Source organism: Synechococcales cyanobacterium CNB (assembly GCA_030263455.1).
GTDB lineage: Bacteria > Planctomycetota > Phycisphaerae > Phycisphaerales > UBA1924 > CAADGN01.
Genome location: SZOZ01000002.1, coordinates 386980 through 401564 on the forward strand (window position 1 = coordinate 386980; position 14585 = coordinate 401564).

14 protein-coding genes are annotated in these 14585 nt (G+C 68.3%); 3 read left to right on the forward strand and 11 right to left on the reverse strand.

The window, feature by feature from the left end:
- Positions 1–63 precede the first annotated feature (63 nt).
- From FBT69_03235 to FBT69_03255, 5 genes are all read right to left on the reverse strand, one after another.
- The gene (locus tag FBT69_03235) at positions 64–1992 is read right to left on the reverse strand and encodes a MiaB/RimO family radical SAM methylthiotransferase (protein MDL1903811.1); all 1929 of its coding nucleotides are present in this window, start codon (positions 1990–1992) and stop codon (positions 64–66) included.
- Positions 1898–2479, reverse strand: a complete 582-nt coding sequence (locus FBT69_03240; protein MDL1903812.1) for a hypothetical protein — start codon at positions 2477–2479, stop codon at positions 1898–1900. Before FBT69_03240 ends, FBT69_03235 begins: the two co-directional genes overlap by 95 nt.
- Positions 2480–2554: 75 nt before the next feature.
- On the reverse strand, positions 2555–3328 hold the full coding sequence (locus FBT69_03245) for a hypothetical protein (GenBank protein ID MDL1903813.1): 774 nt from the start codon (positions 3326–3328) through the stop codon (positions 2555–2557).
- 37 nt (positions 3329–3365) lie between these two features.
- The gene (locus tag FBT69_03250) at positions 3366–4196 is read right to left on the reverse strand and encodes a prepilin-type N-terminal cleavage/methylation domain-containing protein (protein ID MDL1903814.1); all 831 of its coding nucleotides are present in this window, start codon (positions 4194–4196) and stop codon (positions 3366–3368) included.
- Positions 4197–4333: 137 nt separating this feature from the next.
- Entirely contained in the window at positions 4334–4696 is a 363-nt protein-coding gene (locus FBT69_03255; GenBank protein ID MDL1903815.1) for a hypothetical protein, read from the reverse strand.
- On the opposite strand from FBT69_03255, the gene FBT69_03260 reads away from it, so the two are divergent.
- Positions 4695–6506, forward strand: a complete 1812-nt coding sequence (locus FBT69_03260) for a HAMP domain-containing histidine kinase (GenBank protein ID MDL1903816.1) — start codon at positions 4695–4697, stop codon at positions 6504–6506. The genes FBT69_03255 and FBT69_03260 overlap by 2 nt on opposite strands.
- 73 nt (positions 6507–6579) lie before the next feature.
- Here the strand turns inward: FBT69_03260 and FBT69_03265 are convergent, their stop codons facing one another.
- The 3 genes from FBT69_03265 to FBT69_03275 are packed head-to-tail and all read right to left on the reverse strand — an operon-like array spanning position 6580 to position 10108.
- The gene (locus FBT69_03265; protein ID MDL1903817.1) at positions 6580–7284 is read right to left on the reverse strand and encodes a methyltransferase; all 705 of its coding nucleotides are present in this window, start codon (positions 7282–7284) and stop codon (positions 6580–6582) included.
- Positions 7285–7303: 19 nt separating this feature from the next.
- Positions 7304–8704: a magnesium transporter gene (gene mgtE / locus FBT69_03270; GenBank protein MDL1903818.1), complete on the reverse strand. Its 1401-nt coding sequence runs from the start codon at positions 8702–8704 to the stop codon at positions 7304–7306.
- Positions 8705–8743: 39 nt separating this feature from the next.
- Positions 8744–10108 (reverse strand): hypothetical protein, encoded by a 1365-nt coding sequence (locus FBT69_03275; GenBank protein MDL1903819.1) that lies wholly within the window; start codon positions 10106–10108, stop codon positions 8744–8746.
- 268 nt (positions 10109–10376) lie between these two features.
- On the opposite strand from FBT69_03275, the gene FBT69_03280 reads away from it, so the two are divergent.
- Entirely contained in the window at positions 10377–10880 is a 504-nt protein-coding gene (locus FBT69_03280; GenBank protein MDL1903820.1) for a DinB family protein, read from the forward strand.
- 46 nt (positions 10881–10926) lie between these two features.
- Here the strand turns inward: FBT69_03280 and FBT69_03285 are convergent, their stop codons facing one another.
- From FBT69_03285 to FBT69_03295, 3 genes are all read right to left on the reverse strand, one after another.
- Positions 10927–11847: a thiazole synthase gene (locus tag FBT69_03285; GenBank protein ID MDL1903821.1), complete on the reverse strand. Its 921-nt coding sequence runs from the start codon at positions 11845–11847 to the stop codon at positions 10927–10929.
- A 15-nt stretch (positions 11848–11862) separates the two neighbouring features.
- Entirely contained in the window at positions 11863–12063 is a 201-nt protein-coding gene (gene thiS, locus FBT69_03290; GenBank protein MDL1903822.1) for a sulfur carrier protein ThiS, read from the reverse strand.
- A gap of 116 nt (positions 12064–12179) precedes the next feature.
- Positions 12180–13115: a hypothetical protein gene (locus tag FBT69_03295; protein ID MDL1903823.1), complete on the reverse strand. Its 936-nt coding sequence runs from the start codon at positions 13113–13115 to the stop codon at positions 12180–12182.
- A 448-nt stretch (positions 13116–13563) separates the two neighbouring features.
- On the opposite strand from FBT69_03295, the gene FBT69_03300 reads away from it, so the two are divergent.
- Complete coding sequence (locus tag FBT69_03300; GenBank protein ID MDL1903824.1) at positions 13564–14481, forward strand: hypothetical protein; 918 nt, start codon at positions 13564–13566, stop codon at positions 14479–14481.
- Positions 14482–14585 lie beyond the last annotated feature (104 nt).

Here is a 14585-nt window from a genome sequence, read left to right on the forward strand (position 1 = left end):
CGAACTGGTGCGCATACCAACCGCTCCCTGCCGGCGCGGCTCGTTGATTCCGGTCGCGTGCGCTCAGCGAATCACGACGCCGTGCAGGCTCAGCCGATCGGCCGCCGTGATCCGCACGCGCACCATCTCGCCCGTCAGTCCCGCCACCGCCTCGCGCGGGGCCTCGAAGAAGACGATCAGGTCGCCGTCCGTGCGGCCCGAGAGTTGCACGCTCGGCGCGCCGTTGACCTCGACCGTCGCGGTCGGGGCGTGGCCGGGGTCGAGGTCCGCCGCCGGGTCGCGCCCGCCGACGGTGAGCGTGACGGCCCCGCCGACCCTGCGGATCTGGCCGGTGGTCAGGCCCTCGCGTTTCATCTGTTGCTTGCTCGGACCCTCGACGAAGGCCTCGACCTCGCGCCCGACCTGCTCGCGCGCGATCGCGTCCGAGATCTCCGCCTGCACCGCGAGCAGTTCGTTGTTGCGGCGCCGCTTGACGGCCTCGGGCACGTCGTCGGGGATGCGCTCGAACGCGACCGTGCCGGGCCGCGGCGAGTACTTGAAGATGAAGCAGTTCTTGTAGCGCGCCCGGCGCAGCAGCCCGACCGTCGCCTCGAAGTCCTCGTCGGTCTCGGTCGGGAAGCCGACGATCACGTCGCCCGACAGCATGAGCGGGCGACCGATCCCCGGCTGGTCGAGGAACTCGCGGGCGCGAGCGAGGAACTCCTCGTACTCCTCGACCGTGTAGCCGCGGTTCATCTTCGCCAGCACGCGGTTGGACCCGCTCTGCGCCGGCACGTGCAGATAGCGGCAGATACGCGGGTGGTCGCGCATCACCTCGAGCACGTCGTTGCCGAAGTCGCGCGGGTAACTGGTGACGAATCTCAACCGCCGGATCGCGGGAACCTCGTCGTGAATGCGAGCGAGCAGGTCGGCGAAGGTCGTCACGTTCTTACCCGCGAAGGGGTCACGGTCGTGCCCCCCGCGGTAGCTCCGCCCCTTCTGCGGCTGCGTGACGCCCCCGACGGTGACGGCCGCACCGTGCTCGAAACGGTAGTGGTTCACGGTCTGACCGAGCAGCGTGACCTCGACGACGCCCGCGTCGGCGAGTCGCTTGCACTCGTCCACAACGTGGTCCGGCGGGCGATGGACCTCCGCTCCGCGCGTGAAGGGAACGACGCAGTAGGTGCAGAACTTGTTGCACCCGCGCGTGATGCGAACGTACGCCGACCTGCGGCTCGCACCCGACGCCGGATCAACAGGCGAGACTGCCCGGGAGAGGTCCAGCAGCTCGAGGTTGTCCTCGGCCGCGGCGAGCGTCGCGCTGCGCCGGCTGGCGTTGCCCTGGAGAGCGACCTGCCGTGCAGAGATCATCGCGTTTGCCCGCGGGGCGGCGGTCCCGGCAGCTGCTCCCCCGCCGCCATCGCCGGCAAGACTCTCTTTCGTGCGCACGGCGTTGTCCAGCAGCGCCGGAAGTTTGTCGAGTTCGCCCGGCCCGCACATCACGTCCACCACGGGCATGCGACGGATGAGGTCTTCGCCGTCGCGCTCCGCCATGCAGCCGAGCACGCCAACCACCAGCGACGGCTCGCGCCGCTTGCGCACGGACATCTCGCCAAGGCGGCTCCAGACCTTCTGCTCGGCGTGCTCTCGCACGGAGCAGGTGTTGTAGAGCACGACGTCGGCCCGCTCGGGGTCGCCCGTGAAGGCATAGCCGAGGCGCGCGAGCTCACCCGCCACCAGTTCCGAGTCCAGCTCGTTCATCTGGCAGCCGAACGTCTCGAGATAGACAGTGCGGCCGGGCATTGTGGAGAAAGTGTAGACGCCGCGTGCGCCGGCTCGAAACAAGGGGCGGGGCCTCGCGCTCTCCTCCAAGCGACGAGGCCCCGCCGGCGGCCATTGGGCGATGGGGTTCGTGGGTTCAGCGGCGACGGCGCACCCATGCAGTGCCCGCGAGCACGAGCAATGCGCCCGCCCCCGGCGTCGGCACGTTTGTGAACGCAACCCTGCAGTCATCGCTCACGCCGTACCCGGTGCCGCCCAGGTCGATCAGACGGAAGGTGGCGTGCCACTCTGTTCGCGCGGGGTCGAACGCGGGGTCGGCGGAGTCGATATGCCAGAAAGGGTGCACGTCGAACTCGTGCCCGCCGAGCCAGAACGAATCGCCCGGCGACATGAGATTGAAGAAGGGGTCGTAGACCTTGAACGCCGGATCGACAGCGACGAGCACGAACCAGACGTCCGCGCCGGTCTTGAGCGTGTAGAAGTCCTCTCCAGGCTCGTCCTCGTCCAGCGAGGCAAAGCCGGGATCGTCGCCGAACCAGCCGACGACGCCGCCGGCGTTGAAGGGCGGCAGGTAGAACGCCTCGTCGAGGTCGGCCTCGATCATCAGCTTGCCGAGACCGTTGACACCGACGATGAAGTCGCCGTCGTGCGGATTTGCAGCCGCGGCGAACGCCAGGCCGGTGATCGTGAGAACACTCGTCATCATGTGGGTACGCATCAGGAACTCTCCCTTTCTGCCGCTCCAGCGGAGCGATTGCTGAAGTGAACAAATGTGAAAGCCGGGCAGAGCCGATCAGCACCCCGCCACGAAAGCGTTGAGGAACGCGACAAAGTCCAGCGTGTTGACCGTGGTGTCGCCGTTGAAGTCGGCCGCGGCGTCGCCCGCGACGAAGGCGTTGAGGAACGCCACGAAGTCCAGCGTGTTGACCGTGGTGTCGCCATTGAAATCGGCCCGGCAGCCCGTGCCGCACGACGAAACGGAGTTCAAGGCCCAGTCCGCGGCCCGCTGGAACTCGGCCGCGTCAAGGTCCTTGTTGAACACGAGCCAGAACGGCTCGCTCGGCCCGACCGCCTGGTGCGTGGACCACAACTCCAGTTCGAGCAGGTAGGCGCCGGGCGAGGCCGGCGCGGACAGACGGAAGGTGTAGTGGTAATGGAACGACCCGTTGGAACTGGCATTGAGCGTGAAGCCATGCACGGGTACGTCGCTCGCAGGCGACTCGACCGGCCCGAGCGGCCCCCACGACATGGCGATCCTCTCCGGCGGGATCGTCGAGAAGTCCGTGCCGTCCCACGTGCGGACGGCGCGCCGGATCGTGAACCCGATCTCGGCGTTCGCGGGGAACGTCCCCGCGACGCTGTCGAAGCCGGGGTTGTTGGTCTGGTTCGTGCCGCCGAACGCACCGGTGAAGAGGCACCAAGGCTCCGTCACGCCGCCGTTGTAGACGTTCGTGACGATCCTGCCGTCGGTCACCGTGAGCACGACGTCCCCGCCGTGGGGCTGCGCGACGGCAGCGCCGGCGACGAGCGCGAGAGCCAGCATCCAGACCGAGCGAAACAATCGCATGGCGGTCTCCTTTCGTTGGTTGAGGTCGAATCTCCGTTCACTTGGCCACGGGCGGGAAGAAGCGGTTGTCGTAGTAGTCGGTGTACACGCGGTCGAAGCGGAGCGTCTCCGCGTGCCCGTCGAGGAAGCCGTAGTTGGCAACGGCGTCCCATGCGCCGTGCCGGCCGCCGTGGGCGTCCGATTCCATGTGTGCGGCTGCGAGTCTGGGGCGGTCGGCCGGGTCGACGCCCGTGCCGTCCCACTCGTAGACGTGGACGTGGTCGGTGCGCGCGTACTCCGGATCGGCGTAGCGGCCCGTACCCTCGGTCATCATCAGGAAGTGCACCGTCGCGTAGGCCCGCGGCACGCGCTCCATGCGGTCGAAGTGCGTGATGCGCCCGAGCCTCGGATCGACGTACGTCGGCCCCTTGCTCGTGAGGTAGTCGTTGAGGCCGTAGCTGGTCCAGCGACAGACGTCGCCCGGCTCCGGATCGTTGGCGGGGTCGTCGTCCGCGAGCAGGTTCAGCAGTTGGGCGAGGGTGACGCCCTCGCACTGCCCGCCCTCGCTCGTGTGCCAGTGCGGGCTGCGGTCGCCCGGCGAGCGCACAACCGGCGAGCCGCCGTAGTAAGGCGCAAGCGTGCTGATCCACGAGTCGCGGACGGAGCCGGACGCTCCGCCGTGCGAGAGGGCGGCGTCGATGAAGCGGTCGTTGTTGTCGTTCATGTAGAGTGTGTGCGCGATCTCCAGCTGGCGAACGTTGCTCAGGCAGACGGCGGCGAGGGCAGCCCGGCGTGCCTTGCCCAGGGCGGGCAGCAGCAGACCGATGAGCAGCGCGACGATCGCAATGACGACCAGCAGCTCGACGAGCGTGAATCCGCGGCGGCCCATGGCCGACCTCCCGATCGCTCACGGGCAGACACCCGGCGCGTGACGGGGCCATGCCCGTCAAGCCCGCGCGCCCGCCGCGCGATGACGATCCGACTCGAATGTGCGTGATGAAGCGAGAGTCCGACGCGCGCGGTGCATCACGCCCGCGGCGGGCCGCGCGGTGGCGCGCTCGTCAGCGACGGCACGGGCGCGGGGAGCGCCCCGACCGGAACAAGCCGATCAAGCGACGTGGGGAGCAACGCGACGACGCCAGGAGCGGAGAACTCCGGCATGCCGCTCGCGCGGGCCAGTTTCATGGCCAGACAGACGCGGCAGCCGTCGTGATCGTGGGCAGGACGAGGCTCATCGGCCGGTTCGGAGGGCTGATGATGGTGATGGCCGTCGTGCGTGCAGGCATGAACAACGGCGGCCGGCTCGACCGGCGACACGCGCCCGTGGGCAGCGCGGGAGTGTGCGGCCTGCACGACCGGCAGCGCGGCGTAGAGCACGCAGGCCATCATGGCGACGATCGCAACGAACAATCCGCCCCGGCGGGCGGGTCGGCCTTGCCTGCGTGTGTCGCGCCGTGCCGCCATGATCGACTCCGAAGGAAGTGTTGCCGAAACGCCCCCTGCAGGTCAAGCGGATTCCGCTCGATACGAGACGATGATGCCCGCGCAACCCCTCGGGTTCCCTAGACTGGCGCGAATGAGTCGGCGATCGCCTGTCTCGTGGATCCGCGGCCTGTCGCTCGCCGACAAGTGTCTGGTTCTGTTCGGTGGCGCGGTGGTGCTGATCGTGTGCGTTGCGCTGGCCGCGCCGTGGTTCCGCATGTTTGCGCTGGTCGAGGAGGGGCAACTCGAGCTCTCACGAACGCTCGCTTCGGTGTGGCTGCGCAGCGACGCGACGAACCCAACGCTCCCGGACTTCGGACCGATGTCGCACGCGGGCGTGGAGGCCGAGCGGATCACGCTGGCCGAGGCGCGCCGGCGTGCTGCCAGGGAGCCGTTCGTGCGCGATGCCCTGCGACGATTCGAGCGCGACATCCCCGCCACGGACCACCACGCGGCCGCGTGGGACGGGCCGGCACGCGTCTATCGCTACGCCAAGGCCGAGCGGGCCGAGGGCGGGCGGATCGACTCGATCCTGCTGCTCGAGCGGCGATCCGAGGGCGCGCCGACGCTCCTGGCCGTGAACACGCTCTACCTGCTCAGTGCGGCGTTCTTCGTGCTCGCGCTCGCCGTCGTCGTCTTCTACCAGATCATCCACCGCATCATCCTCAGCCCGGTGCGGCAGCTGAAGCGCACCGCCGAACGAGTCCGCGGCGGCGAGCTCCAGGTGCGCTCGGACATCACCACGGGCGACGAGTTCGAGGAACTGGCCGCGACCTTCAACCAGATGCTCGCCAACCTCGAGGAGAGCCACGACCAGCTTCGCGCCATCAACGCCGCGATGGACCTCAAACTGACCGAACTGGCCCAGGCGAACGTCGCCCTGTACCAGACCGCGAAACTGAAGAGCGAGTTCCTGGCGAACGTGAGCCACGAGCTCCGCACGCCGCTCAACTCGATCATCGGGTTCGCGGAGCTGCTGCTCGAGATCGCCCGCGCGGAGCAGACGCCGGGCGAGACCGGGTCGGCCGCCAAGCGCGTGCGCTACCTCGACAACATCGTCGCCGCGGGACGCAACCTGCTCGACATGATCGAGGACCTGCTCGCCATGGCGCGCCTCGAAGCGGGGCGGGTCGAACTGAACGTCGATCGGCTCAGCCTGCGCGAGGCGACCGAGGCCCTCGCGGGCCTGATCCACCCCCTGGCGGACCGCCGCGGCATCGAGGTGCGCGTCGAGGCCGCGCCGGACCTGCCCGTCATCGAGACCGACCCGCGCAAGTTCCAGCAGATCGTCTTCAACTTCCTGAGCAACGCGGTGAAGTTCATCGAGCCTGAGGAGCGAACGGGCCGCAAGGGTCGCGTCACCCTGCGCGCGGAGCGGCTCCCCCCCGGCCCGGACTCGGAAACGGACCGCGTGCGCGTCAGCGTGATCGACAACGGACCCGGCATCCCGCCAGAGCACCACGAGACCATCTTCGAGAAGTTCCGCCAACTCGACGCCGCCCACACACGCGAGCACAGCGGCACGGGCCTCGGCCTCGCCATCGCCCGCGAACTCGCCTCGCTCATCCAGGGCGAGATCCAACTCGTCAGCGAGCCGGGACGCGGGTCCATGTTCAGCCTCATCGTGCCCGTCACCCTCGACCCGGAACGCATCGCCGAACGAACCCTCGAGGCCAGGTTCCGCGGCGCGCTCGCCGGCAGACGCGACTGGACGTGAGCAACGCGCTCGAGGAAACAACCGCCCGAAGCGATCTCTGTTCCCCGAGCGTGCGCTCTCTTTCATCACGCCGTTACTTCCTCCTCGCCACCGCAACTCCCTCCCTGTTCGCGATGCATGCCGAGAGAAACCCGCTCGTCGGCCCCGCGAGCCAGCGGTTGAACCGGTCCATCGCGGCGCGGTCGCGCTCCGCATCCGCATCCGGGCCAGGCGCATCCGTGACCCACCACCGCGAGCCGAGGCAGTTGTCCGCGACCAACAGCCCGCCCCGGCGCAGGAGATGCGACGCGAGCACGGCGTACGTCGCGTACTCGCTCTTCACCGCGTCCAGAAACACGAAGTCGAGCGAGCCCGGCCCGTGCTCTGAGAGCAGCCGCGCGAGCGTTTCCGCCCCCAGGCTCCGGCGCAGTTCGATCCGATCCGCCATCCCCGCCCGCTCGAACTCGCCCTGCGCAAAGTCGGCGTGCTTCGCCTCCGGCTCGACCGTGATAAGACGCCCGTCCGGCGCAAACCCGCGTGCGATCCACAGCGCGGAGTAGCCGCCGAGCGTGCCGAGTTCCACGCCCAGCAGCGCCCCGCTCCCGTCCGGCCCGGCCATCGACGCCAGCAGCATCAGCAGCCTCCCCACGTCCGGCGAGATCGCTATGTCCGGCAGCCCCGCCGCCACCGCGCGCTGGCGCAGCGTCGCCAGTTGGTCGTCGATCGGATCGCCGAGCGGCCCGAAGACCTCGCCGAGATACGCGCACGTCGCCCGCCACCGCTCCGGCGTCATGTCCATGCTGCGTGCTCCCGCCACCTCACCCCAGCGCCTCGTGCAGGAGCACGACCGCCACCGCGAAGTAGATCAGCATCCCCGAGGTGTCCATCAGCGTCGCCACCAGCGGCGTCGAGGCGACGCCCGGGTCGAAGCCCGCACGCTTGAGGATCAGCGGCAGGAGCGAGCCGACGATCGTTCCCCACGTCACCACGCCCGTTACCGCCAGCGCAATCGTCATGGCGATCAGGTGCATCGGGGCGGCCTCGTCGCCCGCGCCGACCGACCGGCGGTAGGTGTTCCAGATCAGCACCGTGACCAGCCCCAGCGCGCCCAGCGTCGCCCCCAGCATCAGCCCGCTGAACAGTTCGCGCCGCACGATCCGCGCCCAGTCGCCCGGTGTCACCTCGTCGAGCGCGAGGGCGCGGGTCACCAGCGTCGCCGCCTGCGAGCCGGAGTTCCCGCCGCAGGAGATCACCAGCGGGATGAAGACCGCCAGTGCGGTCAGCGCGTGGATCTGGTTTTCGAAGATGCTCAGCACCGCGACGGTGAACGTCTGCCCGATGAAGAGGGCAGCGAGCCACCCGCCGCGCTTGCGGAACATCTCCGCCGCGCCGGTCTCCATGTAGGGCTGGTCCAGCGCGGCCACGCCGCCCAACTGCTGGATGTCCTCGGTCGCCTCTTCCTCCGCCACGTCCGCCACGTCGTCGAAGGTGACGATGCCGAGCAGTTTGTCGTCCGCGTCGACGACGGGCAGCGCGGTGCGGTCGTAGCGGCCCATGACGCGCACGGCCTCCTCGCGGTCGTCGCTCGCCCGCAGCGCGGGCGGCCTCTTCTCGCACAGGTCGCCGATCGGTGTCTCGGGGTCGGCCAGAAGCAGGCGGCGGATGTGCAGGTCCCCCACCAGCCGCCCGTCCGGCCCCACCGCGTAGATCCAGTGGATGGTTTCAGCGTCGCGCCCGTGCTTGCGGACGTGCTCGATGGCGTGGGCCGCCGTCCACGCCGCATCGACGCGGACATAGTCGGGCGTCATCATGCGCCCGACGCTCTCGGGCGGGTAGCCGAGCATCGCCTGCGTCACGCGACGGTTGTCCGGGCTGAGGGCGTTGATGAGGCGCGTCGCCACCTCAGCCGGCAGTTCGTCGAGGAACGCGACGCGGTCGTCCGGGTCCATGTCCTCGAGCAGACGCATCGATCGTTCCGCGCCCAACTCCTCGATCAGCCGCTCCTGCAGGTCGCTCTCGAGGTACGTGAACGCCTCCGCCGCCACGTCTCGCTTCAACACCCGGAAGGCCAGCGCGGCATCCTCCGGGTCCATCTCCGTAAGGACGTCAGCGACGTCGGCCGGGTCGAGCTCGCGCAGCGCTGCCCGCAGATCGACGAACCGGCGTTCGACGATCAGTTCCTTCAGGTCCGGCGCCAGCAGGTGACCCGTGCCGCTCATCGCGGGGATGGTACACCCAGGCCACGCCCCGGTCGGGCATCACGCCCCGGCCGCGACGGGAGCGTGGGCCTTCGCCGGGTTGGTCCGCGCGATGATGTCGCTCACGCCCTTCTGATTGAACCCCTTGAACCCGTCCTCACGCTGCAGGTTCTCAAGGTGCGACCCCATCGCCCCGTGCCTGCGGAAGTTCTCCGCCTGCGCCGCGGTGATCGAGCCGTCCGCGACGAGCCCCGCGAGCCGTCGCTCATCCACCGGCCACATCTCGGCCTCGGTGAACGCCTGTCGCAGGTACGGCAGCGTGGTGAAGGGGTCCATCGTCTTCACCCCCCCCTCCTTCTCCAGCTGCTCCTTCAGCGCATGCCAGTCGAACTGCGCCTCGAGGTGGTGCATCCCGGCCTGCAGCATCGACTCACCGTGCAGACGCACCCACAGCCCGATCGTGCCGACGCCCCCGCGCCGCGGCAGCGGCTGGTGCGCGAAGTCGCCCGCGATCTCCTCCGGCCCGAGGTCCACGTCCGCGAAGACCGTGATGCCCGTCACCGGGTGCTCCAGCACCTGCGCTCCCCAGCCCGCCTCCTCACCCGCGTAGAACCGCTCCCGGCAGTGCAGGCCGACCTTCTCCAGCGTGGCGATCACGCGCGTGTACGTCGCGCGCCCGCAGCGGTAGGTGTGGTGGTCGTGGTTCGCCCAGCCGAGGCCGAGCCCGTCCTGCCGGAACTTCTGGAAGCGACCGGCCTTGTTGCGGCGCATCCAGTAGTCGCGCTCGGCGGCGAAGAAGACGTCGCACGCCCAGTCCGTGCCCAGGTCGGTGATCGCATCGTCCAGCAGCCGGTGCAGATGCGCGAAGCCGTCCTCGTCGCGGTCGAACGCCCGCTCGCGCCGGCACAGGCGATCGAAGTGCCGCAGCGACGCGAGGTGATACCCGTGCCGCTCCACCGCCCACAACTCCGCCCCCGGCGACGCGAACGCCCTCGCCCACCGGAACCGCGACAGCGGCTCGCCCTCGATCTCGACTCGCCCGCTCACGCCCTGCGCCGCCAGGAAGTCCTCCACGCGCTCGACCTTGATGCCAACGCGCATCCCCGGGCCGCGCCCGAGCAGCACCGCCGGGAACAGGCCCCCCTCATGAACGAGCCGGTTCATCGCCCCAGGCTGCGGCCGCGCCGTGAAACCCGCACCTTCCAGCCGTCCGCGCAGGCCGCCCGCCTCGGGAGCCTCGATGAAGTCGATCCAGTCGCGGAATCGGGTGCCGGTCTGGGTTCGCATCCGCTCGGCCAGCCCACGGGCGGGGGGGCACGCCGCCAGGAACGAAGCGACCAACTCGTCCACCACCGCCTGCGCCCTCGGCTGCGGCTCCCAGTGAAACGCCCGCTCGGACGCCAACCCGCCAGTCTGCATCGCCATCGTTCGGCTCTCCATCTCACGGAACGGTCAATCCTTGGCAGACCGAGAGGCGGAGGGAAGCCACGCCCTGACCATCGATCCGATGCTGCTTCCCCCTCGCCACCGGGGATAGCGGCCAGTCAACATCCAACAGCGATGGGAGGGCTTACGCTGGGGAGGGAAGATGCCCTCGCTCACGCTCCGCGCTCCGCGAAGCAGCGCTTCGGAGGGGTGGTCGGGTCGGGGTATGCTTGCGGGCAACGAAGTGCGCATGAAAGGAGTGGGCGTGATGTACGCGGAGATGACGCTGCCGGAGTTCGAGCGGGAGATGGTCGTGACGCGGAAGGTGCTCGAGCGCGTGCCTGAGGATCGGCTGGACTTCAAGCCGTGCGAGAAGTCGAACACGATCGGGTGGAACGCGAACCACCTGGCGGAGATTCCGGGGTGGGCGGCGAACATCCTGACGGAGCCGTTCTTCGACATGAATCCGTCGGGGAACGAGCCGTACCGGTCGCCGACGTTCCGAACCCGGGCGGAGATGCTGGCTCTGTTCGACGCGAACGTGGCCGCGGCGGTGCGCGCGCTCAAGGGATTCAAGGACTCGGCGGTGGGCGAGGCGTGGCAGTTCAAGGAGACGGGAAAGACACTGTTCGAGATGACGCGCGCGGCGGCGTTCCGCATGTGGGTCATCAGCCACACGATCCACCACCGCGCGATCCTGACGGCGTACTACCGGATGGTCGGGGTGGCGGTGCCGGCGGTGTACGGGCCTTCGGGGGATGAACAAGGGTGAGGAGACGGGGCCAGAAAAGCCCCGACCCGAATGGGAAATGGGGAGGTTACTCCCCGGGGATGTAGGAGATCGCGCCTTCGAGGGGGCTGCTGGCGGTGGCGTAGCGTTTTTTGGGGATTCGGCCGGCGAGGTAGGACTGGCGGCCGGCTTCGGTGGCTTTGCGCATGGCGTGGGCCATGGTGACGGGGTCGCGGGCGTGTGCGATGGCGGTGTTGAGGAGGACGCCGTCCGCGCCGAGTTCCATGGCGATGGCGGTGTCGCTGGCCGCGCCGACGCCGGCGTCGACGATGACGGGGTAGTCGGGGTCGCCCTGCTTGAGGAGTTCGAGGCAGAGGACGATGTTGCTGGGGTTGAGGACGCCCTGGCCGGAGCCGATGGGTGAGCCTGCGGGCATGACGCTGGCCGCGCCGGCGGCCTTGATGCGTTCGGCGGAGATGGGGTCGTCGCTGGTGTAGCAGAGGACGTTGAAGCCGTCTGCGACGAGTTCGCGCGTGGCTTCGAGGGTGCCGACGGGGTCGGGGAGAAGGGTCTTGCGGTCGCCGAGGACTTCGAGTTTGACCCAACCCGCGCCGGGGTTGGCGAGTTGCTCGAGGAGTTCGCGCCCGAGGCGGGCGACGCGGACGGCATCTTCGGCGGAGAAGCAGCCGGCGGTGTTGGGGAGGATGAGGTAGCGGTCGAGGTCGATGAAGTCGAGGAGGGACTGGCCGCGGTCGTTGTAGAGGCGTTCGCGCCGGACGGCGACGGTAACCACCTCGCAGCCGGAGGCGTCGAGTGCGGCCTGCATGATGGGGAAATCGCGGTACTTGCCGGTGCCGACGAAGAGGCGCGAGCGGACAGTGCGGCCTGCGATGGTGAGGGGGTGGAGGCCGGGTTCGGGGGGGGTCGGGGGAGGGGGGGGCACCGACCTCGCAGAGCCGAGGTCGGTGGCACGGTCGGTGGCGCGAGTAGTGGTTGGGTGGTTGGTCATGGTGGTTGCTCGTGGTCAGCCGCCGCCGACGAGTGTGACGAGTTCGACTTCGTCGCCCTCGGTGAGGCGTCGTGAGGCGTGCTCGGCCTTGGGGACGAGTTTGCGATTGACCTCGGCGGCGGCGGGACGGTCGACGAGGCCGAGGTCGCGGAGCAGGTCCGCGAGCGTGGCGCCGTCGGGGGCCTCGTGGGATTGGCCGTTGAGGCGGATGCGCATGTGGAAGGGTAGTCGGCGGTGCCACTGGGGGTGAGGCTGAGATCACCCAGGGAAAACCGCGGCAGGGAAGAAGTCACCAAGACGCACGCCCGCGCGCAGGCTTATCGGCTTCGTGCTTAGTTGCAGTGCTTCGAGATCCGGTCGTGAACGTCGGGCACGTGAGGCGAATCGGGAAACAGATCGAGAAAATCCAAGCACGCGTCGAGGACGACATCCACCGGGAGATCCGGAGATGGGGTAAGGCAGAGCCAACGCAGGTCTGATTCAAGTATCTTCTCGACTGTCTTCCCCGCGCGAGTTGCCGAGTGCTCAGTTCTCCAGTTCGGCCCGTTGAGGCGGTACCGGTCGATCACGTCCAGAATGTTGATGTCCCTCATCGTTGCATCTTTGGCATGAAGCAGTACCAGTTCATGGCCGATCAGCAGGGAATAGGGGTTCTTTGAGAGGGAGTCATTCTGCCAGAGCGCCAGCAGTCTGGCTCCATAGGCGGCGCGATCGCCACTCAGGGTGTGGGCCTGCTTGATGGCCTCCAGACGAAGAGCAACCGCAGTAACCTCGCCTTCACCCCAGCGGGGAAACTCTTGAAAAACGCGATCAAACCAGAACAAGCCGGCGGCCGCATCCCCGAGGGCAAAGCTGTCGCGTCCTGATTCGACGTAGATTGAGACGCGTTGGGTATCGGAAAGCCGGTTCCCGAAATCACTCAGTATCCTGGTACGTTCATCGACTGCCTCGGCAAACCGCTTCTGGTCGCGTAAGGCTTTCGCCAAGCCACGACGCCCGGAGAGAGCGGGGATGGAGGTCTTGAGTGCAAGGGGCAACGTCGCTATTTGATTGCGGTATGCCGCTTCCGCTCCGACAGCGTCGTTTCGCGAGAGTAAATCGCCCATCATCCGCCATGCGCTGGCTCTGTCAAACGCCGAGCCGTCCCCAGCGGTAACGAGTTCCAAACAGGACAGCGCGTCGTCGCGGCGGCCTGCGGAGGCGAACACAGAGGCCGCAAACCGCATCAGAGTGTCGGCTGACGGAGAGCCTTGGGCGGTGAGCAGCATCGCTTCGCTGGCGGCATGCTCGGCAATTTGAGCCCTTGCAGCATCCGATTCCGCAGCGGAAAGCGCCTGTTGGAACGGTTCTATTACACTTGAGGGTGGTACCTGGCCACTACCGCCTCCTCCGCCGGGCTGGGCCGTTGTGGTCGTGGGAAGCAGGAACAGCACAACAAGTGCAACGACCCCACAAGCACACTTGCGACACCTGTTCGACATGGCGTACTCCCTCGCAGAGCCACATGCATCGCTAGCGGCTTCTAGCCTATCGGAAGCACGGGGGGCAGGCCAGTGTCAACCACAGCTATTCGTCTTGCCCGGGTGAGGCGGGATAGGCTGCATCATCTTGCTCGTTAGCTCGTACACTAAGGAATGCCTGGGGCTTGGATTCTTCGGTGCGTAACTTGGTTGATGTAGCTGGTGCGGCGTTTGTTCGTACTTTGGGAGAACATTTATGCCTCCGCAACAGAGAACAGGCGTGGGGTGTGCCGGTTCAGAGCAGCCGAAGTCGGTGGGACGGGTGTTGGCTGGTTGGGGCGCGGCGGCGGTGGTGGTGTTTCTGGTGGGGCTGGGGGGGGCATGGTGGTTCACGCGCGAGCCGCCGCCGCGGTTCTATGACCAGTCTTCGCCGGAGGCGGTGATCCGATCGGCGAAGGCGATGGTGGAGAACGGGGATGCGCGGCGGCTGTCGGAGCTGCTGTACGCGGACGGGGACGGGATGCGGCGCGTGTATGCGCGCGTGGGGCTGATGCTGGAGCACCTGTACGAGTTGGGGGTGGCGGTGCAGGCGCGGTATCCGGCGGAAGTGGAGGCGCTGGCGAAGCAGGCGCGCGAGGCGGCGGAGGAAGGGCGCGGGGCGTCGCTGCTGGACGGGTTGTCGATGGGGATGGGCGGGCCGCCGCGGCGCGGGGAGGATCGGCGGGCGCGCGAGGAGCAGATGGGTGGGGCGTTGAAGCGTGTGTTCGCGGACCCGTTCGGGTGGCTGGCGGAGTCGGAGGAGCGGCTGGGCGTCGTGGTGATTCACGACGAGTTGGCGGCGTTGACGTGGGACGGCGCGCCGATCCTGCCGCCGATGGGGCTGGCGGTGCAGCGCGACCTGGACGAGAAGTGGTACGTGGTGCCCCCGCTGAACGTGCCCGGCGTGTCGCGGTACCTGCCGCGGACGGAGGAGGAGTACTCGATCTGGGAGAGCATCGTGCAGGTCTTCGACAACGTGATCGTGGACCTGACGAAGGAGGTCGAGGCCGGGAAGCACGCGTCGCTGGAAGACCTGTCACGGTCCGCGGGCGAGAAGGCGTTCTTCCCGGCGGCAATGGCACTCGTCGCGTACGAACGCGCGATGGCGGCACGGGGACGGACAGGGGGGGGCTGAACACTCGGGGGCGGATTCGAACCGCCGACCTGTCGTTTAGGAAACCTCGGGGGCACCTCGTTCTGCACTGGAAAAGCAGTGTAGTTTACCGCACCACGCCCGGT